This window comes from Marinitoga sp. 1155, from assembly GCF_001021175.1.
In the GTDB taxonomy this organism is placed as follows: Bacteria; Thermotogota; Thermotogae; order Petrotogales; family Petrotogaceae; genus Marinitoga.
Genome location: NZ_AZAX01000001.1, coordinates 88,623 through 112,433 on the forward strand (window position 1 = coordinate 88,623; position 23,811 = coordinate 112,433).

General features: G+C 26.8%; 22 protein-coding genes. 18 read left to right on the top strand and 4 right to left on the bottom strand.

Annotated elements, in window-relative coordinates; translation table 11 throughout:
• Positions 1–9: 9 nt before the first annotated feature.
• The 9 genes from X274_RS00435 (at position 10) to pruA (ending at position 11,834) form a co-directional block, all read left to right on the top strand.
• On the top strand, positions 10–1,197 hold the full coding sequence (locus X274_RS00435) for a metallophosphoesterase family protein (protein ID WP_047264815.1): 1,188 nt from the start codon (positions 10–12) through the stop codon (positions 1,195–1,197).
• Positions 1,178–3,988, top strand: coding sequence for an AAA family ATPase (locus X274_RS00440; RefSeq protein WP_047264816.1), 2,811 nt, complete (start codon positions 1,178–1,180; stop codon positions 3,986–3,988). The genes X274_RS00435 and X274_RS00440 overlap by 20 nt, the downstream gene beginning before the upstream one ends.
• Before the next feature lie 142 nt (positions 3,989–4,130).
• Complete coding sequence (locus tag X274_RS00445; RefSeq protein WP_047264817.1) at positions 4,131–5,270, top strand: hypothetical protein; 1,140 nt, start codon at positions 4,131–4,133, stop codon at positions 5,268–5,270.
• A gap of 16 nt (positions 5,271–5,286) precedes the next feature.
• On the top strand, positions 5,287–6,489 hold the full coding sequence (locus tag X274_RS00450; RefSeq protein ID WP_047264818.1) for a hypothetical protein: 1,203 nt from the start codon (positions 5,287–5,289) through the stop codon (positions 6,487–6,489).
• 462 nt (positions 6,490–6,951) lie between these two features.
• Positions 6,952–7,266: a (2Fe-2S)-binding protein gene (locus tag X274_RS00455; protein WP_047264819.1), complete on the top strand. Its 315-nt coding sequence runs from the start codon at positions 6,952–6,954 to the stop codon at positions 7,264–7,266.
• The gene (locus tag X274_RS00460) at positions 7,253–8,788 is read left to right on the top strand and encodes an FAD-dependent oxidoreductase (protein ID WP_047264820.1); all 1,536 of its coding nucleotides are present in this window, start codon (positions 7,253–7,255) and stop codon (positions 8,786–8,788) included. Before X274_RS00455 ends, X274_RS00460 begins: the two co-directional genes overlap by 14 nt.
• Positions 8,788–9,066, top strand: coding sequence for a (2Fe-2S)-binding protein (locus X274_RS00465; RefSeq protein ID WP_047264821.1), 279 nt, complete (start codon positions 8,788–8,790; stop codon positions 9,064–9,066). The genes X274_RS00460 and X274_RS00465 overlap by 1 nt, the downstream gene beginning before the upstream one ends.
• Positions 9,056–10,198, top strand: a complete 1,143-nt coding sequence (locus tag X274_RS00470) for an NAD(P)/FAD-dependent oxidoreductase (protein ID WP_047264822.1) — start codon at positions 9,056–9,058, stop codon at positions 10,196–10,198. The genes X274_RS00465 and X274_RS00470 overlap by 11 nt, the downstream gene beginning before the upstream one ends.
• Before the next feature lie 16 nt (positions 10,199–10,214).
• Entirely contained in the window at positions 10,215–11,834 is a 1,620-nt protein-coding gene (gene pruA / locus X274_RS00475; protein ID WP_047264823.1) for an L-glutamate gamma-semialdehyde dehydrogenase, read from the top strand.
• 116 nt (positions 11,835–11,950) lie between these two features.
• Here pruA and X274_RS00480 read toward each other — a convergent pair whose 3' ends face one another.
• Complete coding sequence (locus X274_RS00480; protein ID WP_047264824.1) at positions 11,951–12,355, bottom strand: hypothetical protein; 405 nt, start codon at positions 12,353–12,355, stop codon at positions 11,951–11,953.
• Between the two features lie 3 nt (positions 12,356–12,358).
• On the bottom strand, positions 12,359–13,030 hold the full coding sequence (sfsA, locus tag X274_RS00485; RefSeq protein ID WP_047264825.1) for a DNA/RNA nuclease SfsA: 672 nt from the start codon (positions 13,028–13,030) through the stop codon (positions 12,359–12,361).
• 106 nt (positions 13,031–13,136) lie between these two features.
• Here sfsA and X274_RS00490 point away from each other — a divergent pair, with 106 nt between their 5' ends.
• A complete protein-coding gene (locus X274_RS00490; protein WP_047264826.1) occupies positions 13,137–13,910 on the top strand; it encodes a TIGR00266 family protein in 774 nt (257 codons plus the stop codon).
• A 114-nt stretch (positions 13,911–14,024) separates the two neighbouring features.
• Here X274_RS00490 and nadD read toward each other — a convergent pair whose 3' ends face one another.
• Together nadD and obgE are read right to left on the bottom strand one after the other, a co-directional pair.
• Positions 14,025–14,594, bottom strand: coding sequence for a nicotinate (nicotinamide) nucleotide adenylyltransferase (nadD, locus tag X274_RS00495; protein WP_047264827.1), 570 nt, complete (start codon positions 14,592–14,594; stop codon positions 14,025–14,027).
• Between the two features lie 5 nt (positions 14,595–14,599).
• On the bottom strand, positions 14,600–15,928 hold the full coding sequence (gene obgE, locus X274_RS00500) for a GTPase ObgE (RefSeq protein WP_047264828.1): 1,329 nt from the start codon (positions 15,926–15,928) through the stop codon (positions 14,600–14,602).
• A gap of 65 nt (positions 15,929–15,993) precedes the next feature.
• Here obgE and X274_RS00505 point away from each other — a divergent pair, with 65 nt between their 5' ends.
• The 8 genes from X274_RS00505 (at position 15,994) to dxs (ending at position 23,796) form a co-directional block, all read left to right on the top strand.
• On the top strand, positions 15,994–16,239 hold the full coding sequence (locus tag X274_RS00505) for a DUF370 domain-containing protein (protein ID WP_047264829.1): 246 nt from the start codon (positions 15,994–15,996) through the stop codon (positions 16,237–16,239).
• Positions 16,236–16,832, top strand: coding sequence for an ATP-dependent Clp endopeptidase proteolytic subunit ClpP (gene clpP, locus X274_RS00510; protein WP_047264830.1), 597 nt, complete (start codon positions 16,236–16,238; stop codon positions 16,830–16,832). The genes X274_RS00505 and clpP overlap by 4 nt, the downstream gene beginning before the upstream one ends.
• 115 nt (positions 16,833–16,947) lie before the next feature.
• A complete protein-coding gene (mutS, locus tag X274_RS00515) occupies positions 16,948–19,362 on the top strand; it encodes a DNA mismatch repair protein MutS (RefSeq protein ID WP_047264831.1) in 2,415 nt (804 codons plus the stop codon).
• A 48-nt stretch (positions 19,363–19,410) separates the two neighbouring features.
• Positions 19,411–20,493: a M24 family metallopeptidase gene (locus X274_RS00520; RefSeq protein ID WP_047264832.1), complete on the top strand. Its 1,083-nt coding sequence runs from the start codon at positions 19,411–19,413 to the stop codon at positions 20,491–20,493.
• A gap of 23 nt (positions 20,494–20,516) precedes the next feature.
• Positions 20,517–21,074: an elongation factor P gene (gene efp, locus X274_RS00525; RefSeq protein WP_047264833.1), complete on the top strand. Its 558-nt coding sequence runs from the start codon at positions 20,517–20,519 to the stop codon at positions 21,072–21,074.
• A gap of 13 nt (positions 21,075–21,087) precedes the next feature.
• Positions 21,088–21,525 carry an Asp23/Gls24 family envelope stress response protein gene (locus X274_RS00530; protein WP_047264834.1) on the top strand — a complete coding sequence of 146 codons (438 nt, stop codon included), beginning with the start codon at positions 21,088–21,090 and terminating at the stop codon, positions 21,523–21,525.
• Positions 21,522–21,950 carry a transcription antitermination factor NusB gene (gene nusB / locus X274_RS00535; protein WP_047264835.1) on the top strand — a complete coding sequence of 143 codons (429 nt, stop codon included), beginning with the start codon at positions 21,522–21,524 and terminating at the stop codon, positions 21,948–21,950. The genes X274_RS00530 and nusB overlap by 4 nt, the downstream gene beginning before the upstream one ends.
• Before the next feature lie 10 nt (positions 21,951–21,960).
• A complete protein-coding gene (gene dxs / locus X274_RS00540; protein ID WP_047264836.1) occupies positions 21,961–23,796 on the top strand; it encodes a 1-deoxy-D-xylulose-5-phosphate synthase in 1,836 nt (611 codons plus the stop codon).
• Positions 23,797–23,811 lie beyond the last annotated feature (15 nt).

Genomic DNA, 23,811 nt, shown 5'->3' on the forward strand with positions numbered 1-23,811 from the left:
AGTGATGAAATGAAAATATTACACACATCTGACTGGCATCTTGGCAGAAGACCTGTTGGTGGAATAGGTGAATATACAAACAAAAGATATGAAGATTACTTTAATGCAGCTGAATATATAGTGGATAAAGCTATAGAATTATCTGTTGACATATTTTTGATAAGTGGTGATTTATTTGATAAAAGCACATTATTACCTGATATATTATATAGAACAGAAAAAATTTTGGAAAAATTAAAAAACAATAATATTATTACATTGATAATAGAAGGAAACCACGATAAAATATATAATTCAGATGATTCATGGATCAATTATCTTGAAAATAAAAACCTTGTAAAAGTTCCAAAAATTTTTATTAATGAAGAAAAAATAATTTTTGAACCAATTAAAATCAAGGATATAAATTTCTATGGACTTGGTTATCCAGGTGCATTTATTGATAAATATCTACTAGATTTAAATGATCAATTAAATCCTGATGAAAAAAATATAATTATGGTACATACAGCTTTAGCAGGAGAATTTCTTCCAGGATGTATTTCTTCTGAAAATATAGATATTTTAAAAGACAAAGTATTATATATAGCAGGTGGTCACATTCATACATTCAAAACATATCCAAAAGATAATCCTTTTTTCTTTATTCCTGGTTGCCCTGAATATTGGGATTTAAATGAAAAAGGTAAAAAAGGTTTTATTATTTTTGATACAGAAACAAAAGAATATGAATTTTATCATTCTCTAAAAAGAAAAATATTAAGACGTGAAATAGAATACAATAACAACTTTGAAATAATAGAAAAATTTATTGAAGAATTGGAATTTGAAAAAGATGAAGAAATTATCATATTAAAAATAAAGAATAGTTCAAAATTTTCATTAGATACGGAAAAAATAGAAAAATTACTAAAAGAAAAAGGAGCATTGAAAGCTGTTGTGCAGATTGACCATGTTTATGAAAAATCAAACGAAGAATATTATGAAATTACTGATAAAAATGCTATAGAACGTAAAGTTGTTGAGAGCTGGGATAATATATTTTCTGCTGACAGTAAAAAAACAGTTAAATTTTTAGATAAATTAAAGAGTATGGAGCATGAAGGAATTAAAGGTGAAGAATTATTTGATGTGTTTGATAATTTTTTGAGTTCTTTTATTATTGAAGGTGATATAAATGAAAATAAAAAAAATTGAATTAAAAAACTTTAGAAATCATGAAAGTTTAAAATTAGAATTTGAAGATGGAATTAATCTTTTACTTGGAAAAAACGGCAGTGGAAAAAGTTCGGTTTTTGAGGCTTTAGGAATAGTATTATTCAATGTTGAACCACGAAATGGACAATTAAAAGATGCTGTAAAAAAAGGTAGCAAAGTTGCAGAAATATTTGTTGAATTTGTTGGAAATGATGGTGTTGAATATATTGTAGAAAGAAAAATTGGAAATCAATCTAAACATCTATTGAAAGATAAATATGGAAAAGTAAATATAAACAAAAGAGTACCTGAAAAAATTGGGGGATTAGCAGGTATAACAGGAAAAAATATAAAAGAAATATTTAAAGGTGTGATTAGTGCATATCAAAATGATATAGTAAATATTTTCTTATTAAATCCTTCTGACAGGAAAAAGTATTTTAATAAAATATTTGATACAGAAGTATATGAAAGTATCTTTAAGGATTTAAACGAAGTCGAAAGAAGATATAATCAAAATATAGAAAACCTAAAAAGTAAAATAGAAGTTTATAACGGTAGTTTAAAAGAATTTGAAAATATAGAGATTGATATTGAAAAAAATAGAAAATTATTAAATGAAAAAATTAAAGAAGAAGAAAAAAATAAAAATGAATATGACTTACTTAAAAATAAAAAAATTGAAATACAGCAAGAAATTGATGCACTAAAAACATTAGAACAACAGATTAAATTATTGGAAAATAATTTAGAAAGTTATAACAGTCAGAAAGAAAGTTTAAATTTGCAAATAAGTGAATCGAAAAATGCAAAAAAAATAGTCGAAGAATCAAAAGATAATTATTATAAATATCTTGAAATAAAAAAAACTCTGGATGAAAAAACAAAAAAAGAAAATTTCTTGAGAAATCAAGAAAAGGAAAAAAATCAATTAGAAAAGGATATATATTCTTTTAAGAATAATTTAAACACATTGGAAGAAAGAATCAAGAATATTCAAGAAAATATAAAAGAATTAAATCAATATATCGTTGAGTATAGCAAGGACTATGATGAAATTAAAAGTACTATAGATTCAAAGAAAGAGAAATTTCAAAAGGTTTTAGATGAATATAATAAACTAGAAAATCAAAAACAATTGTATCTACAATTATTAGAACAGAAAAAAGAATTTATTAGAAAAATTGAAGATTATAATAAACATATAGATGAAGAAGATGATTTAAAAAAACGTTTAAGAGAAAATATTTTAAAAATTGAAGAGTTGAACAAAAAAAAGGATGAATTAGATAAAAAAATACAGGAAAAAGAAAAGTTAAAAGAAGAATTGTTATATATAAACAAGGATATTGAAAATACAGAGCAGTCAAAAAAACAATTATCTGGCGGATTATGCCCAATTCTAAATGAAAAATGTAAAAACCTTGAGGAAAAAGAAGGTGGAACTAATTACTTTGAAATAAGGCTTATAGAGTATAAAAAAAAGAAAGGTATATTGGAAGATAAATTAGAAAAACTAAATACAATTGAAAATGAAAAAAAAGAAATTGAAGAAAAATTGAAAACTCTTGAAGTGAATAAACAAATGATTTTAAAACAATTAGATGAATTGAAAGATATAAAAAACAAAAAAGTTGAAATAGAAAAAGCGCTTAATGTATTAACGAAAAAGCATGGCGATATAAATAAAAAATCAAACGAAATAGATATTAATTACAAAAAGTATTTAGAGGAAAAAAGTGTATTAATCAATGAAATACAAAATTTGGAAAAACAAAAAATTAAATTAGAAAAACAATTGAAAGACGCTGAAAACAAGCTTAAAAATTTAGAAAAAATTTTAAAGAAAAATATTGAGTCAATTGATGAATTAAAACTTAAAATAAAAATGAATAATGAAAAATTAAGTAAATATATGGATTTAGAAAATAAAATTGATAAAATACAAGTTGATATCAAAAATTTAAAAAGTGAAATTGAAAAATTAGAACCATTCTACAATAATTATATAATCAACAAAAAAATTGCAGACAAACTGAATATGCTGAAAGAAAAATTGAAAAATCTAAATAGTGAAATTGAAAGTGAAACCAAAAAATTATTAGAACTCAAAAAAAGAATTGAAAAATATGAAAATTTAGAAAAATTAAATAGCGAAATAAAAAAAATAGAAGAAAAAATCTCAGAAAAACAAAAAATAATAATTGATTTAAATACCGAAATAGGAAAATTGGAAAATGAATTAAATAATTTGAGAAAAACATTGGAAAAAAGAAATGCGATTTTAAAAGAAAAAGAAAAATTGGATAACGAAATAAAAATTTATTTAAAAAAATTAGAATTGACGAAAGAGTTTAGAGATAAAATAAAAACAATGGGAAATTATGTAAGTAAAGAATTTACCAAAACAGTCTCAATAAAAGCAACTGAAAACTATATAAAAATGTCTGGAAAGAATGAAAAAATAATCTGGGATTCTGAAGACAATTATCAGGTGAAAATTCATGATGATATAAAAGGAGAAAGAAATTTTAGTATATTATCCGGTGGAGAGCAAGTAAGTGTTGCGATTTCAATAAGAGTAGCTCTTGCTAATTTTTTATCAAAAGCTAATATTTATTTACTTGATGAACCTACCATAAATCTTGATGAAGAAAGAAGAAATATGCTTGCAGAAAATCTTAAAAATATGTTAAATGAAATAGAACAGGCATTTATTGTAACTCATGATGGAACATTTACGGAAATGGCACAAAAAGTTATAAATTTTGAAAGTCCATCGAAATTTTAATAAAAATCCCGGAATTTTCGAATATTTATATTAAAAAGTGTTGTAAATGAGATATATAGAAAATTATAATAGTTTTTATAAGAAAAAAGTAAAGTAATGGAAGTTTTGAATATTATGATTTTCATTGAATTGGAGTGATAAAATGAATTTTTATATAGATAAACATTTTCAAATAATTTTAATTGATGCTTTTCTTGAAGAATCATATGTAATATATAAAAAATTTGATAAAATTCTATCTCTTGATGAAATTTCAAAAAAGATATATGATAAAATCATTTATTATGAATATTATAAATTATTAAATGAAATAGAAAAAGATGAGAAAATAAACTATTGTGATGCTAAAGAAAAATATGATGATAGTTTTATGAAACTATATATTCCCATTAGAAAAATAAGTAAAAAACATTATGAATTTATGAAAAATTTTAAAAAAAAATATTCGGAAATAAAGTTAAATTATTGTTTTAATGATTTTTGGAATGTATCGATGTTTGATTTTTATATAATTATAAAAAAATCTGAGATTGACTTTTTCCTTGAAAAATTTGAAGAAAAATTTTTAAATGATTATACTTTAAAACATATTCCTGTATTTTCTCCATTATATAAAGGGAAATATCCGATAATATCATCGTATAGTTTTTACAGAGCGCTTAGTAGATTAATTATTATGTTTTTTGAAAGTCGGACTCAACCAATAACTTTTAATAATTTTTATAAATATTTAAATAAAAATTATTTTGAAAGCAATATAAAAAAAGTTTTTGATTATTTTTATTTTGCAAATATAGATATTCTTAATATACCAATTTCAGATTTTCAAGAACCAAAATTAGTTAAAAATTTAAAATATCTTGATACAAAGAATATAATTTTAGATATATTAAATATTGAATATAAAAGAAATGAAGAATATTTAGAGCAGAAAAGAGAAGCTGAAAGACTTCATAAAGAAAATAGAAAATTTATAAATAGACTTATAAGTGATATAGAAAAAATTTTATTAAAATGGTTGGATCAAAATAAAAATAATTATAAAAAAAGAGTATATGTTTTTGAAAAAGATTATAGAGGATCAAAATATTTTGAAGGATATATAAATAAAATGGATAGATTTGATATAGAAATAATTTTAGATGATATAGATATGTTTGGAGATAAATATTTAAATTTTAGAAGAAGTAGACCTTTATTTTATTCAGATAAGATTTTTTTACCTATAGAATTATTTGATGATGTTAAAAAATTAATAAAAGAAGATTTTGAAAAATTTTAATAATTAGGAGGATAAGATGAATATAGATATAAATGTTCAAAAAAGTTTAATTGAATATGAGATGAAGAATATTTATGAAACCGTATATCTTGAAAATAAATATATTTTTGAAAAAAATGAATTATCAAATATGATATATGAATCTCTTAATCGCGTAAATGAAAAAAATAAAACAATAGAATATATTAGTACTGAAAAATACAAAAATAAAAATTCAAAAATATGGCACAATGAAGATTACTATTGGTATTATTTTGGTTTTAATGACGCAATAAATGAAACACGAAACATTATAAAAATATATATTCCAGTAAGAAAAAGTAAATTAGAGTATCATACCTTCTTTCAAGAACTTTATCACAAAAATAAAGAATTAAAATTTTTATATAAAATATCTAAGTTTAAAAGAAGAGAAAATTTAATACTATGGTGTTATAAAAATGATATAGATTTTATTTTAAACCAATTTGAAAATGCATTTGAAAAAGATTACTCTCAATCAAACATATCATTATTTACGCCATTATATAAAGGTAAGTATGGTATAACAAGAGAATTTTATCCAAGTTTTAATAAAATATTATCTGACGCTTTATTGGAATTTTTCTATATAGAACCTGAAACTATATCGTTTTCCAATTTTTTGTCTTTTATTGATAAAAATTTTGAAAAGAATAATTTTTTAATGATCAACTTTAAAGATTTATTATCTAAAAATAAAGAATTTAATATATTAACTATAGATAGGAATGACTTTATTGTTGAAAAAAACAGAAGTTTAGAAAGATTAAAAAATAACAATCATAGAAAATCTGTTGATTATAAGAGGAAGCTAATAGATTTTTTTAATTATGAAAGGGAAGTTATAAAAGAAAGTAGTCAATTTGTAGAAAAATACGAGAGAAGAGTATATTATGCATATGAAAAAATATCTGAAGTTTTCGTTAAAATAGAAAGTATATTAGAAACCTGGTTTTCTAAAAAAGCGGCTATAGATGAAACAGTAATAATATTTAAAAAAGCTCGGAAAGATTTTGAATATAACTTTTATTATGGAAAAATAGTAGAATTAGATAAAAAACTAAAAAAAATAAAAATTGAAACAAATATTGAAAATAAAACTGAAGAAATTACCTTTGATCTTAGTATTTATAGAATAAACAAGGAATTTTTTTTCATTCCTGAAAAAGAAATACAAAATATTGATTTAATATTTTAAATATTTAGTCTAAATAGAATGCAAATGTCAAGTAACTTTCTAATTCTTCCATATATGTATTTAAAAATATATCAAGATTATATTGATATACTCCTTCGTATAATTTTTTCCTTTAAACATCTGTCCTCCACGTTTTTTATATACTCTATGTATTTCTTCATAAGTTCGTTTATTTTTAGTTTTCCATCTTTTGTAAAGTATTTTAATAAGTTTTCATAAAAATTTATTATATCATAAAATCGTGATATTCCATTTTTGAAAGTTAAGAATTAAAGTTTGAGCATTTTTGTTTTTTAGATGGTCTATAATTAATATTTGTTTTTTTAGTTTAAAATATGACGTTATAAGAAGTTACGGTTAATTAATTCGTAATACTAAGTAAAGATAATTTATTTTAAAGTTTTTATATATTAAGCTTTGTTGTATAATGTTAATGAAAGTTTTTTCACAGGGGGGGATAATTTGAGAATTCAAGAGCATCCAATTTTAGAATTTAAAAGGAGAAAAAAAATTAAGTTTTATTTTGAAGATCAGGAATTATATGGTTATGAAGGAGATACTATTGCTGCGGCGCTGCACGCTTTAGGAATTTGGGAATACAGAGAGGGTTTGAAAACAAAAAGACCAAGAGGTTTGTTTTGTGCAATAGGACATTGTTCTTCATGTTTAATGGTTGTTGATGGTGTTCCAAATACGAGAATTTGTATTACACCATTAAAAGAAGGAATGGTAGTAAAAAAACAAAAACCAAAGGGTGATTTAATTGAGAGAGTATGATATTTTAGTTATAGGGGGAGGTCCAGCTGGGATAAATGCTGCCTTGAGTGCAAGTAGAAAGGGATTAAGGGTATTACTTGCAGAAGAAAAGGAATTTTTAGGGGGACAATTGATTAAACAAACACATAAATTTTTTGGTTCAAAGGATGAATACGCAGGAACAAGGGGTATTCAAATAGTAAGAGAATTTATTGAAAAGATTAATAACGATAAAAATATAGATTTAATGTTGTCGGCGATGGTAATGGGATATTATGAAGATGGAGTAGTAACGATATTAAAAGATGAAAGAATGTTTAAGATAAAACCCAAAAAAGTAATTGTTGCAACAGGTGCGTTTGAGAGGTCATTGCCATTTGAAAATAATGATTTACCAGGAATTTTTGGAGCTGGTGCGGTCCAAACACTTATGAATGTATATGGAATTTTGCCTGGAAAAGAAGTATTGATGGTTGGTTCTGGAAATATTGGTTTGATTGTTTCGTATCAACTGACACAGGCTGGAGTTAAGGTTAAAGGAATAGTTGAAATTTCAGAAAAAATTGGTGGATATCTTGTTCATGCTTCTAAAATTAGAAGGTTAGGAATTCCTATATATACATCATATACGATAATAAAGGCACTGGGAGGAAGGAAAGTTGAAGGTGCAATAATTGAAAATGTAAAAACACATGAGAAAAAAGAGATAAAATGTGATGTTGTATGCCTTGCAACTGGATTAAGTCCTTTAGGAGATATTTTAAATCAGATGGGTTGTGAGATGATGTATATTCCTGAGCTTGGCGGATTTGTTCCAGTCAGAGACGATAATTTAAAAACAACAATTGATAATATATTTGTCGCTGGTGACGTTGCTGGAATTGAAGAGGCTACTGCTGCAATGCTCGAAGGAGAACTTGCAGGTTTGTATGCTTCATATGAATTGACCGGTGAATTTGACAAAAGGATAAATGAGATAAAAAATAGATTGGCTGAATTACGAAAAACTTCCACAAAGATAGTTAGTGGTTTAAAAAAGTTAAATTTAAATGTAGATTTTATAATTGAAGAGCAGGAAGAATTAGACGAATTGCATAGAAATGGAATTCCAGAAAAAGAAAGAATAGAAAGTGTTTCAAATACTGAAAAGGCAAAATTTGCTGTAATAGAATGTTTTCAAAAGATTCCTTGTAATCCATGTGTAGTAAGTTGTCCTACGAATGCTATAAAAATGGATACTTTAAATGGACTACCAAAATTGGAATATGATTTGTGTACAGGATGTGGTAACTGTATAGGTGTTTGTCCTGGTTTGGCAATATTTGTTGTTGATAAGAAAAAATCGTCTGTTTTCTTGCCATATGAGATGTTACCATTACCGGAAAAAGGTGAAAAAGTAGATTTATTAAATAGGAAAGGAGAAAAAATTGCAGATGGAAAGGTTTTGTCTATCAGAAAATTAAAAGACAAAACAAATATAGTAGAAGTAGAAGTTCCAGAAGAATTGATTATGGAAGTAAGAAACATCGAGGTGATGAGATAATGGATGAAGACAAAATTATTGTATGTAGATGCGAAGATATTACTCTTAGAGAAATTAAAGATTTAATAAAACAAGGATTCACTACTGTTGAAGAAATAAAAAGAGTTTCAAGAGCTGGAATGGGGCCATGTCAGGGTAAAACTTGTGGTCCAATTATTGCAAGAGAAATTTCTAAATTTACTGGAAAACCAATAGAAGAAGTTTATAATCCACATAACAGACCACCATTTGGAGGTATTTTCTTTAAAGAGATTGTAGGTGGGAAATATGAAAAATAAGGCTTCTGTTGTTATTATTGGCGGAGGAGTAATAGGGGTATCCATAGCATATAATCTTGCTAAAGCTGGTTTGAAAGATGTAGTTTTACTTGAAAAGAAATACCTTGCATATGGAGCTACGGGAAGATGTGGGGCAGGAGTTAGACAACAATGGGGGACAAAACAAAACTGTATTTTATCCCGTGAAAGTGTGAAAATATTTGAAAATATAAATGATATACTTGAAACAGATATAAATATAGAATTTAAACAAAAAGGATATTTGCTTTTAGCATATACAGAAAAAGAGTGGAATCAATTTAAGAAAAATGTGAAGTTACAGAATTCTCTTGGTATAAATTCAAAACTTTTAACTCCACAAGAAGCTAAAGAGATAGTTCCATTTTTGAATACTGAAAAGTTGCTTGGGGCTGCATTCCATGACAAAGATGGACATGCCAATCCGTTTTTAACAACCATAGCTTATGCGCAAGCTGCAGAAAGATTAGGAGTTGAAATTAATAAAGGTGTAGAAGTAAAGGATATATATGTAAAAAATGGAAGAATTAAAGGTGTTTATACAGATAAAGGATTTATTGAAACAGAAAAAGTTGTAAATGCAGCTGGAGGCTGGTCTGGCGAAATAGGTAAGATGGTAGGTGTTGATTTACCTGTATATTCTGAGAGGCATGAAATACTCGCTACAGAACCTGTAAATGAAATACTTGGACCAATGGTTATGTCTTTTTCTTACAATATATACTGCCAGCAAACACCGAATGGTTCATTTGTGATGGGTGAGGGGCCAGAAAAAAGTGTAGAAAAAAACATTAAGAGCACATGGCAGTTTCTTGAAAGCATGGCTGAAAAAGTAACATGGCTACTTCCACCAACAAAAAATTTAAGAGTTGTACGTCAATGGGCGGGTTATTATAATATATCACCTGATCATCAACCAATAGTTGGTGATTGCAAAGAAATTGAAGGATTTTATATGGCAATAGGTTTTAGCGGACATGGATTTATGCTAGCACCAGCGGTGGGAATTTTAATGAAAGATATTATTTTGAGTAATAAGTTAACATGGGAAGTTATTCTTGATATTGGTAGATTTGAACGTAATGAAATTATTACTGAACCATCAGTAGTTTAAAAGGAGGGATAGAGGAATGTTTAACAGTATTTTTGTTATGGAAAGACCAAAAAATGAACCTATTTTATCTTATGAGCCAGGAACAAAAGAAAGGGAAGAATTAAAAGAAAAATTAAAAGAATTATCTTCAAAAGAAATTGAAATTCCTTTAATAATCGGAGGAAAGGAAATAAAAACTGGTAATTTAGGAAAATGTATAATGCCTCATAATCACAAGCATATATTAGCTCATTATCATATTGCTGGAGAAAAAGAAATAAAAATGGCTATTGAAAGTGCATTAAAAGCAAAAGCAGAATGGGAAAGTTATTCGTATATTGATAGAATTTCAATATTTTTAAAAGCCGCTGAATTATTATCTACCACATGGAGAAACACATTGAATGCTGCAGTAATGTTGGATCTTGGGAAAAATGTTTTCCAGGCAGAAATTGATGCAGTGTGTGAATTGATTGATTTCTTCAGATTTAATTCATATTATGCAACAAAAATTTATACAGAACAACCCCAATCTTCCAAAGGTATTCTTAATAGAATGGAATATAGAGCTTTAGATGGATTTATTTTTGCAGTTCCGCCATTTAATTTTGCGTCAATTTCTGGGAATTTACCAACAGCACCTGCAATAATGGGTAATGTTGTATTATGGAAACCTGCTTCATCTGCAGTTTATACTGCCTATTACATAATGAAATTATTACAAGAAGCCGGTTTACCAGATGGAGTTATTAATTTTATTCCAGGCCCAGGTGCTAAAGTTGGAGAAATAATCTTTTCAAATCCAAATTTTGGAGGAGTACATTTCACAGGATCTGTTAATACATTTAATTCAATGTGGGAAATGATAGGCAAGAATATTAGAAACTACAAATCGTATCCAAGAATTGTAGGGGAAACTGGAGGAAAAGATTTTGTAATCGCTCATCATACCGCAAATAGAAAAGCATTGATAACTGCATTGATAAGAGGTGCTTTTGAATATCAAGGACAAAAATGTTCAGCAGCTTCAAGGGCATATATTTCAAAAAGTGTTTGGGATGACATAAAAGATGAGTTAATAGAAACTACGATGAATTTAAAAATGGGTTCCCCAACAGATTTTTCAAATTTTGTTAATGCAGTAATTGATAAAGCAGCATTCAAAAAAATAACTGGTTATATTGAATATGCGCGGGAAAATGCAGAAATATTAGTTGGTGGAAAATATGATGATTCTATTGGTTATTTTATAGATCCTACAATTGTTTTAACAGATGATCCGCACTTCAAAACAATGGAAGAAGAAATATTTGGACCTGTATTGACAGTATATATATATGATGATGATAAATATGAAGATATTTTAAAACTTTGTGATAAAACATCACCCTATGGTTTAACAGGTTCTATTTTTGCACAGGATAGAAAAGCAATTCAAATGGCTGAAAGAATATTGGTACATGCTGCGGGTAATTTTTATATAAATGATAAACCTACAGGTGCTGTTGTTGACCAGCAGCCATTTGGAGGTTCAAGAGGTTCCGGAACAAATGATAAAGCAGGCAGTTATCTCAATCTTTTGCGATGGACATCCGCCAGATCAATTAAAGAAAACTTTAATCCACCAACAAATTATACTTATCCATTTATGAAATAAAACAAACCAGGGGAAACCCTGGTTTATAATTTATTAACAAAAAATTTTTTAAAAACATTTTTTGTATTTAGTATATACTGTTTTCAATAGCAAAAATTGGGAGAAATTCCATTTTTCTACTTTGAAATAATTTTCTGTAATTTATTTGATATATGATAAACCTTTTTTAAAAGTTTATCTATATAAAGTTTATTATTAAATTCGTTATAAACATAATTTTCTATATATAATAATAACCGAATTAATTTATTTATATCTTTATTATTATAATTTTTTTTTAGATTATCGTATACATTATCTAAAGCAGAAATTATAATAGCATATTTTATTACTTCATTATTTGAAATTGTGCATATATCACTAATTAACTTAATTTCAGGTATTATATTTTCTTTTACGCTAATAATTTTCTTTGCTTTCTTAATAAGCAAATTCTCATTATTTTTAAATTGTTTCAAATATTCTATTATTTTTATATAATCATATTCTAAGTTTTTAAAAAAAATATCATAATTAGACATTTTTCACACCTTTTCCATTAGTATATCAAGTTTTCTTTCAAAAATAATCAAATTATTTTTGAAAGAAAATAAAAGTGGAAATATTTTTATACCTTTATTATATGCTTCGAATAATTTTTTTGAAAATTCTGGATCCGTTTCATAATTAGGTGAAAAATATACTGCTTTTGAAAAAACTAAAAAATAAATATGACTTTCATAACCTTTTTCTTTAAGTTCTATTAGTTCGTTTAAATGTTTTAATCCGCGTTTTGTAGGTGCATCAGGAAACTTAGCAATATTATTTTCAGATAAAGTGCATCCTTTTATCTCTATCCATATTTTTTCATTTGCTAAAAAATCTATTCGGCTATTATTATATTTGATTTCTGGTTTTAAATTTTTATATTTTTTTCTTAATATATTTTCAGCAATATATCTATGATACATTGAATTTACCAAAACAAATTCCTTAGATTTTTTTGCAGCAATTAAATCATATTTTGTTTTTCTTGTATTGCTATCTACCTTTTTAACTAAAACATTGTTATTTTTATAAAGAAGTTCTTTTAATCTGCCAGGATCATGAATATGAACATCTTCTATTTTATCATTTATTAGAATTTTAGCTAAATATCTGTTAACTCTCTTAATAAAAATACCTTTCTGAGTATTTTTTATTTCCAATATTTTCATGTTATCACCTGATATAATTATATCATATTATTATTTAACTTTGAAATTTTGAGAAAAGAATAATATGATATAATGTGAAAGGGAATAAAATTTAAGGAGGGATTTCATGGCTGATATTATCGATTATAAAATTATTGGAGATGATATGCAACTTGTGGAAATTGAACTTGATCCAGGCGAGGGAGTTAGAGCTGAAGCTGGAGCTATGATGTATATGGATGATGGAATTGAAATGCAGACCAACACAGGAGGTGGCTTTTTTAAAGGATTAAAAAGAATGTTCGTTGGTGAAAGCTTTTTTATTACAAATTTTATTAATGTCGCTTATGGAAAAAAACATGTGGCATTTGGAGCGCCATATCCTGGGAAAGTTATTCCAATAGATTTAAAAAGATTTAATGGTGAATTTATATGTCAAAAAGATAGTTACTTGTGTTCTGCAGCTGGTATAGAAATAGAAATAGCATTTACTAAAAAAATTGGTGCAGGATTATTTGGTGGTGAAGGTTTTATTTTAGAAAGATTAGTTGGGGATGGAATGGCTTTTATTCATGCAGGCGGCATGATAATTGAGAAAAATCTTATGCCTGGAGAATCGTTAAGAGTTGATACAGGGTGTATTGTCGGCTTTTCTAATACAGTAGATTATGATATTCAATTTGTTGGAGGTTTTAAAAATGCCCTTTTTGGTGGAGAAGGAATGTTTTTAACAAGAGTAACAGGACCTGGAATTGTTTATTTACAAAGCCTTCCATTTTCCAGACTTGCTGATAGAATCTATTCTGCTGCAAGGTTTTCTAATAAAGGTGAAACGCGTGGAATCGATGGAATAGGAAGTAATTTATTGGGAGGTCTATTTGGTGGCGACACGAGATTTTAATAATAAAAAATGGAAGCTACAAAAGCTTCCATTTTAGTTTTATAATGAAGTATTTCTAAAAAATAATATAAATAAGTTTGAATTTTTGGACATCCTTGTAAGTATTTAATTTTTCTAATTATTATTTTTGTAATAATTTATAACTTCATTACTAATTTTATCATCTACCATTCCATAAATACTGAGGTCTTTTTTTATTCTATCTCGTATTTCTGTTGAAGAAATTTCTATTAAAGGTGAATTTAAAAATATGTGAGGCAAATTATAGTTGTCAAATTTTAACTTTTCTGAGTATCTTTTATATACAACTAATGTTACTTCTTTTAATAAATCTTTCCATTTATACCAGGTATGGAAATTAACCAGCGAATCTTCTCCTATTAACAAAAAAATTTCACCGTTATATTTTTCTTTTAAATATGTGACTGTTTGATAGGTATAAGAAGGCTTGGGTAATATTTCTTCTATATTGGAAATTATAAATCTTTTCTGTGGAAAAGTTTTTTTACACCAGGAAAATCTGATTTTAAAATCAGCAATGTCATTATTTTTTAATTTATGTGGTGGAATTACAGCAGGTATAATTAAAAACTTGTCTGGTTTCAAATAATCGTATGCATATTCTGCAATGATTCTATGACCAATATGTGGTGGATTATAACTCCCCCCAAAAATAACTATCATAAAAATCACTCCATATATTCAAATGCGAAATTTCCTAAATAAACTGTGTCTCCTTCTTTTACACCGATATTTTTCAATGTTTTTTCTAAACCACTTTTCTCAAGTATCTCTAAAATCTTAATTCTCGCATCTTTTTGTTCTATTGGATATTTTTTTAAGAGAATTTCCACTTCTTTTCCTGTAACTTCATATATTCCTTCATCCCATTTTATGATTTCAAACCTTACTTTTTTGGGAATTTCAATATCTACAGGTTTAATGTCTAATTTTAATTTTTCTGGAGCATTTTTTAAAGATTTTAATATTTCTTTCTGTCTATCTATTCTCATTTCTTTGATATTATTCCATATTTCATTTAATAATTTATCTACATTCTTTTTTGTAGCTGCAGAAATAGGTATTATCTTCTTACTTATCTCATTTTCTAATTTTTTAATTCTTTTATTTAATTCTTCATCATCTAATAAATCAGATTTATTTACTACTATAATCTCTAATTTTTTTGCCAATTCAGGAGAAAATTTTTCCAATTCTTTTCTTATAGTATAATAATCATCTTGAACTTTTCTACCTTCACTTTCTGAAATGTCTAACATATGAACCAAACAATAGCATCTTTCCACATGTTTTAAAAATCTATCTCCAAGGCCAATGCCTTCATGTGCTCCGGGGACTAATCCAGGTATATCCGCAACAACAAATGTATTTCCGTCACCCATGTCAACTACACCTAAGTTTGGTATTAAAGTAGTAAAATGATAGTTGGCTATTTTTGGTTTAGCATTTGATATTACAGATATTAAAGTTGATTTCCCCACATTTGGATAACCTATGATTCCAACATCCGCTAAAACTTTTAATTCTAACTTTAATATTTTTACTTCGCCTTCAACTCCTTTTTCAGCTATTGTAGGAGCCTGAATTTTTGAATTCATAAAATGAACGTTTCCTTTTCCTCCCTTTCCACCCCGCGCTACGACAACATATTGATTTGGATATTTTAAATCTGCAATTAATTCATTTGTTTCATAATTATATACTAATGTACCAACAGGAACTTCAATAATTAAATTTTTCCCGTTTCTACCATGCATTTTTTTTCCCTGCCCATTTTTTCCATTTTCAGCTCTAAACTTCTTTTTGAATCTAAAATCTGTTAATGTATTTTTTTCTATTTTCGATACAATAATTACATTTCCGCCATCACCGCCATCTCCACCATCCGGACCACCTTTTGGAATAAATTTTTCTCGCCTAAAACTGACGATTCCATCACCGCCTTTTCCTCCGAATACAGTAATAATCGCTTCATCAATAAATATATTTTCACTCATTTTATCGCCTCCGTTTTGATTTTTTAATATTTTCGGTGTATAATATAATCTATGGAGGTGAAAATATGGCTATCATAAATGTAACAAAAAACTCTTTTTTAGTTGCGGAAAGGATACATTCTATTATACCAGAAAAATTCGCTCATTATAAGAGATTAAAAAAAGAACATCAAAATACAACAAGTTTGGTTGATTTAACTTATGGAAAAAGTGTAAGATCAATAATATTTACAGATAGTGGCCATATGTTTTTATTGGCTCTTCCAGTGGGAAAAATATTTGAAAAAATAAGGAAGGTGAATTCACAATGAGTATGCCAATACCAGTTGTAGTTGAATCTACAGGAAGATATGAAAGAGCTTATGATATTTATTCAAGATTGTTAAAAGATAGAATCATATTTTTAGGATCAGATGTTAATGATTATGTTTCAAATTTAGTTGTCGCACAATTGCTTTTTTTAGAAGCACAAGACCCTGAAAAAGACATATATTTATATATTAACAGTCCAGGTGGTTCTGTAACTGCTGGTTTAGCGATGTATGATACAATGCAATATATAAAACCAGATGTTGCTACAATATGTATAGGGCAGGCAGCATCAATGGGAGCTGTATTATTGGCAGCTGGAGCAAAAGGAAAAAGGTTTGCCTTGCCTAATTCAAGAATCATGATCCATCAACCATGGGGTGGTGCTCAGGGAACGGCTAAAGATGTTGAAATTCAGGTTCAAGAATTATTAAGAATTAAAAAAATGCTAAATAATATATTAAGCGAACATACAGGTCAGGATTTAAAAACAATAGAAAAAGATACAGATAGAGATTATTTCATGTCCGCTGAAGAAGCTTTGAAATACGGTTTGATCGATAAAGTTATTAAAAGCAGAAAAGAAATAAAATAAAGTATCAGGGCGCAAATGCGCCCTGATACAATAATTTCATAATGAAACATCATTAGGGTGCGAAAGCACCCTAATGTAATGGGAAGGTGATATTATCAACAATTTAACTCCAATGATGAAACAATATCTGGAAATAAAAAACGAATATAAAGATTGTATTTTATTGTTTCGATTAGGAGATTTTTATGAAACTTTTTTTGACGATGCTAAAATTACCAGCGAAATTCTTCAAATAACTTTAACTCAGAGGAATGGCCATCCAATGGCAGGAATACCTTATCATGCTCTTGATAATTATTTAAAAAAGCTTCTTGAAAGTGGCTTGAAAGTAGCTGTATGTGAGCAAGTTGAAGATCCAGCCACTGCAAAAGGAATTGTAAAAAGAGAAGTAACAAAAATTTTAACTCCTGGTACTGTAGTGGAAGAAAATATGATAGATGAAAACAATAGATATTCTCTTTTAATATATTCGTTAAAAGGCGAAGAATATATATTTGTTGTTTTCGATTTTAGTACTGGAGAGTTGTATATAGATACATTCAATTATTCAGAAAATGAAATTTTGGATTTTATTTCTTCATATTCTTTTGTCCAGATTCTAATTTCTAAAAATCTAAAAACATTGAGAAATAAAATAAAAAACATTCAATCAAATATTTATATTGAAGAATTAGATGAATGGTATTTCAATAAAAATTTTGAAGATATAATAAAAGAAAGTTATGAAATTGTGAATATTGATGTTTTAAATTTGAATAAAAATGAATTATTATCATTAGGTGCTGTGTTTAAATATCTTGAAATTACTCAAAAACAAAAAATAACCCACTTTTCTTTTCCGAAACGATTTAAAAATACAAACAATATGGTTTTGGATTCCACTACAATATTGAATTTAGGGTTACTTCCAAATAAAGAAAATAAAGGAAAAACTTTGTATGATATTATTAAGCTTACAAAAACATCTATGGGAGCAAGAATGCTTCAACAATGGATTTCAAAACCTTTAATTGATAAAAATTTAATTGAAGAGAGATTAGAAATTGTTGAATTATTTAGAAATGATAAATTAATCATGGAAGAAATGAAAGAATATTTAAGTTCAATTAGAGATATAGAAAGAATATCTTCAAGGATTGCACTGTTAAGGGCTACTCCGAGGGATTTGGTTGCATTAAAAACATCTCTTGATGCTTTGCCTTATATTAATGAATTATTAACTATATTGGGATTAGAGACATTAGATGAATTTCATAATTTGAAAGAGTTATTGAATAAGGCAATAGTTGATGAACCGACAACGCAGGTTGGAACTGGAAAGGTTATAAGAAAAGGGTATAATGATGAATTGGATCAATATAAAGAGATTTTTGAAAATTCAAATTTGTATTTAAAAGAAATAGAATCAAAAGAAAAACAAAAAACAGGAATATCAAATTTGAAAGTTTCAAGAAATAAAATATATGGTTTTTATATTGAAGTTACAAAAGCAAATATTGATAAAATTCCGCAGTATTATATAAGAAAACAAACGTTAGTTAATTCTGAAAGGTTTATTACACAAGAACTAAGAGAATTAGAAGAAAAATATGCAATTGCTGAGAAAAAAATAGATGAGTTAGAAAAGAAAATATTTAATAATTTAATAGTTGAACTTCAAAAATATATTAAAGATTTAAAAAAACTTTCCAATAAAATATCTAAAATAGATATTTTAAGGGGATTTGCAGAAGTTTCAATAAAAAATAAATATATCAGACCAAAATTTAATGAAGAAAATTTTATAATTATTGATGGAAGGCATCCAGTTGTAGAACAATTTACTGATAATTTTATTCCTAATACAATAAATCTTACTAAAGAAAATAGATTTGTAATACTTACAGGACCAAATATGAGTGGTAAATCCACATATTTAAGACAAATCGGTATTATTTCTATAATGGCTCAAATAGGTTCTTATGTACCTGCAAGAAAAGCAGAAATACCTGTTTTAAAAAATATATTTACCAGAATAGGGGCAAAAGATGATGTTGTAAGTGGTAAATCCACATTTTTAGTGGAAATGTCAGAAGTATCAACAATATTGAATAATGCTGATGAGAATAGTTTAATTTTACTCGATGAGGTTGGAAGAGGGACAGGTACTATTGATGGAATAAGTGTGGCTTGGGCTACATCTGAATATATATATCAGGTATTAAAATCATATACAATTTTTGCTACACATTATATGGAATTAACAATGTTAAATGATTTTTATGATGGTATTATTAATAAAAGAGTAAAAGTTTTAGAAACTGAATCTGGTATAATCTTTTTACATAAAATCGAGGATGGGATTAGCGATAAAAGTTATGGTATAGAAGTGGCAAAGTTAGCAGGCCTTCCTGGAGAAGTTGTGGATAGAGCTAAGGAAATAATGGAAGAAATTTCAAATAAAACAGAATTTGAAAACAAATTAAAAAGCATGAAAAAAATAAAGCAAAAAAGATTCAAACGAAATGAAAATCAATTAAAACTTTTTTAATTCTATGATATAATATGAATATATAAATTTTAGAAAGGGGATTTCAGCATGTTTGAAAATAGAATAAAAAAATTAAGAGAAAAAATGTTGGAAAAAGGATTGGATGCTTTTTTGATAATAAATATCGAAAATTCTTCAAAACCAACATCTTATTATTTAACAGGATTCACAGGATCTTTTTCAGTAATTTTTATTACACATAACGATATAAAGTTTTCAACTGATGGTAGATATACTGAACAAGCAGAAAAACAAACAGGAATTAAACCTACTCTTTTTAAAAGTAAATTGTCAGAGGAATTAAATACTATTATTACAATTCCAAAGGGTTCAAAAATAGGATTTGAGTCAAACAAGGTATCTTCAAATATTTATATAAATATTTTAAAAAAGTTCGAAAATTATGAATTTGTACCAGCAGAGGATATAATAAATGAAATGAGAAGAATTAAAACTCAACAGGAAATTTCTTTTATTAAAGAAGCAGCAGTTATTGCTGAAAAAGCTTTGGAGGAAACTCTTGATACTTTTAAAATAGGTATGACAGAAAAGGAATTTGCTGCAAAATTAGAATATAATATGAAATTATACGGAGCTGATAACTATGCATTTGAAACAATAGTTGCATCAGGTTATAGAGGTGCTCTTCCACATGGTATTGCAAGTGAAAAACAAATAGAAAATGGAGAATTAATAGTTATAGATTTTGGTGCATATGCAAATGGGTATAATTCTGATATAACAAGAACAATAGCTGTTGGGAATATTTCTGAAAAACAAAAAGAAATTTATGAACTTGTGTTAAAAGCGCAAAAAGCAGCTATTGCAGCAGCAAAATCAGGAATGAAATATTCTGAATTGGATAAAGTAGCAAGAAATATTATTTCTGAAGGAGGATATGGAGAATACTTTACTCATAGTCTTGGTCATGGTTTGGGAATTGAAGTTCACGAAAATCCAAGAGTATCAAAAAATTCTGAAACTATATCTCAAGTAGGTGATGTTATTACTATTGAGCCAGGTATATATCTACCAGGGAAATTTGGCGTGAGAATAGAAGATAATATTGTAATAACAGAAGAAGGTTGTGAAACATTAACTTCTTTCGATAAAAATTTAATTATTTTATAATTTTAAGGGAGGTTATAAGAGTTATGGTAGTTGTAGGTGATTTAAAAAAAGGAATGATTATTGTTATGGATGGTGAATTATATAGAGTTTTGGGTATGCAAAAACATTTTACCGGAAGAGGTAGTGGTATAATAAAAACAAAATTAAAAAATTTAAAAACAGGATATGTTGTAGATAAAAATTTTAATTCCGGTGAAAAAGTTGAAGAAGCTGCTTTAGATTATAGACCTGCCGAATATTTATATCATGATGGAGATAATTATGTTTTTATGGATTTGAATACATATGAACAATATTTATTATCAGAAGAAGATGTTTCAGAAGCAAAAGATTATTTGATTGATAATTTAGAAGTAACTTTAACATTTTATGATGAAAAGCCAGTTGGAATAGTCTTGCCTACTGTAGTAATTTTAGAAGTAGTTGAAACTGAACCAAACTTTAAAGGTGACACAGCATCCGGTGGAGGAAAACCTGCAAAATTAGAAACGGGTTTGAAGACAACAGTTCCTTTTTTTGTTGAAGTTGGACAAAAAGTAAAAATAGATACGAGAACAGGAGATTATATAGAAAGAGCCTGAGAGGAGGGGAAGTATGGCCATTAATGAAAATAACCAATTTGGAGAGCTTTCGTTTACTGATGGAGCTTTAAAAGAATTGGCCATGAAATCTTATCAGTTGTATTTTAAAGAAAATGTTCCAGAAATTGAATTAAATGAAAAAGATATTGCTAAAATGATAAAAATTGTTGAAAATGATGATGAGACAATATCTGTATATATTAAAACTAAAGCAAAATACGGTGTTAGTATTATAGAATTTGCAAAAAATTTACAAAAATTTTTGAAATCAGAAGTAGAAAAAATGACAGAAGTTCCTGTAAGAAATGTGGATATAATCTTAGATGGTTTGATAGTAAGTCAAAATGAAGAAACTTTCGAAGAAGTGGAAAAGTATCCAGAATTTGAAGATGAAATTACTTCAGAAAATGAATTTGAAGAGGATGAAAATAATGGGAGTGTTGAAAATTGATATCAAAAAGAAGAAGAATTAGAGAAGCAGTCTTAGAAAGTACATTTCAAATTGATTTTAATGAAGAAATATCTTATGAAACAATAAAAAATTTATTGAGGGACCTTTTGAAAGATAAAAAGGTCCCTCAAAGCCTTATAGAGGAAGCGGAAATTTATTTAGAAAATATAATTAATAACAAAAATGATTATGATGAATTGATAAAAAAATATTTAGTTAATTGGGAATTTGATAGAGTTGCTTATATTGAAAAAGCAATTTTAAGATTGGCAATTTTTGAATTAAATAATAGAAAAGATATACCTCCAAAAGTTATTTTAGATGAAGCTGTGGAGTTAGCAAAAAAATACTCTAATGAAAAGAGTGCGAAATTTATTAATGGAATATTAGATAGACTCGCTAAGGAAGAATTTAAGAGATTGTAGAGGTGATTATATGAAAGAAAAACCATTATATCATTCAATAAAAAAAATGAATTATGAACAGCTAAATTCTTTTGCAAAAAGAATAAGAGAATACATATATAATACAGTAATTAAAAATACGGGTCATTTGTCTTCTAATCTGGGAGTTGTTGAATTAACACTGGCTTTATATAGAGTTTTTGATCCGAAAAAAGATATTATAATATGGGATACAAGTCATCAGGCATATATACATAAATTATTAACAGGAAGATGGAATAATTTTAAAACATTGAGACAAAAAAATGGAATTAGTGGTTTTACAAACATTTTTGAAAGTGAATATGATTATTTTGGTGCAGGGCATGCGGGAACATCAATAGCTGCAGCATTGGGCTATGAAATAGGCTTTAGAAAACAGGGAATTGAAAAAAATATTATAGCCATTTTTGGCGATGGCGCTATGACAAGTGGTATGATACTCGAATCGCTAAATCAATTAAAATCAGTAAACTCAAAAATAAAATTAATTTTGTTAAACAATGAAATGTCTATTTCCCCTAATGTTGGAGCTTTAGCTAAAATGCTTAATAAAATTAGAATATCAAATGATTATTTTACTTTTAAAGAAAAGCTTAAGGGTTCTCTGGAAAGTACCGAAGTAGGAATTGACATTGAACATGCTTTGAAAAGACTAAGAGATGGAATAAAACATACAGTTTATAATAGTGCTATAGGTGTTTTTGAAGATATGGGAATAAAGTATTATGGACCAGTGGACGGGCATAACATTAAAGAATTAGAAAAAAATTTAAAATTTATAAAAAACTATAAAGATGGGCCATGTATTTTACATTTGAAGACTATTAAAGGTAAAGGAATGGATTTTGCAGAAAAGAATCCAACAAAATTTCATGGAGTTAGTAATAAAAAAACAGAAAAGATTTCTTACTCAAAAGTAGTTGGAAACACATTAAAATATATTGCTAAAAATTATGAATTTGTAGCTTTTACTGCTGCAATGGAAGAAGGTACAGGACTTAATATATTAAAAGAAATATATCCAGAAAGAGTTATAGATTTAGGTATTACAGAACCTTCTATTGTTACTGCAGCTGGTGGGGTAAGATTGGCAGGTACATTTGCTATTGTTGATATTTATTCAACATTTATGCAAAGAGCTTTTGATTCAATAATACACGATATAGCATTGCAAAAAATTCCTGTTTTATTTTTACTGGATAGAGCAGGAATAGTTGGTGAAGATGGTCCCACACATCACGGAGTATTTGATATTTCATATTTAAGATTGATTCCAGATATTGAGATACTAACACCTTTAAATGCTCAGGATTTAGCAAATATGATATATACATCTTTAGAGAAAGACTTGAATATTCCCACATTTATACGATTTCCTCGTGGAGGTGAATTGCTAAACATAAATGAAATATTTGATAATTTAAAAATTGTAGATTATAGCTGGAAAATAATAAAAAAAGGAAATGAGAAAAATGTCATATTTGTAGTTGGGCAACTGATAGAAGAATATAAAGATTTATGGAATGAATTAAATGCAACTGTAATTGGTGTAAGAAGTATAAAAACATTGGATAAACACATTTTAGATATTTACCTAAAAAATACATCTAATGTAATTACTGTTGAAGAAAATAATATAAAAGGTGGATTTAATGAAGAAATAAAAACGTATATATTAGAAAACAAAATAAAATGCAATTTCCATGCATTTGGAATAAAAGATGAATTTGTACCCCAGGGAACAAGAAAAGAACTTTTAGAAGAATATGTATTAAATCCTGAAAAATTGAAAAAGATAATTTTATCTACAGAAAGGGTAAATTAACCAATTGAAAGGGGA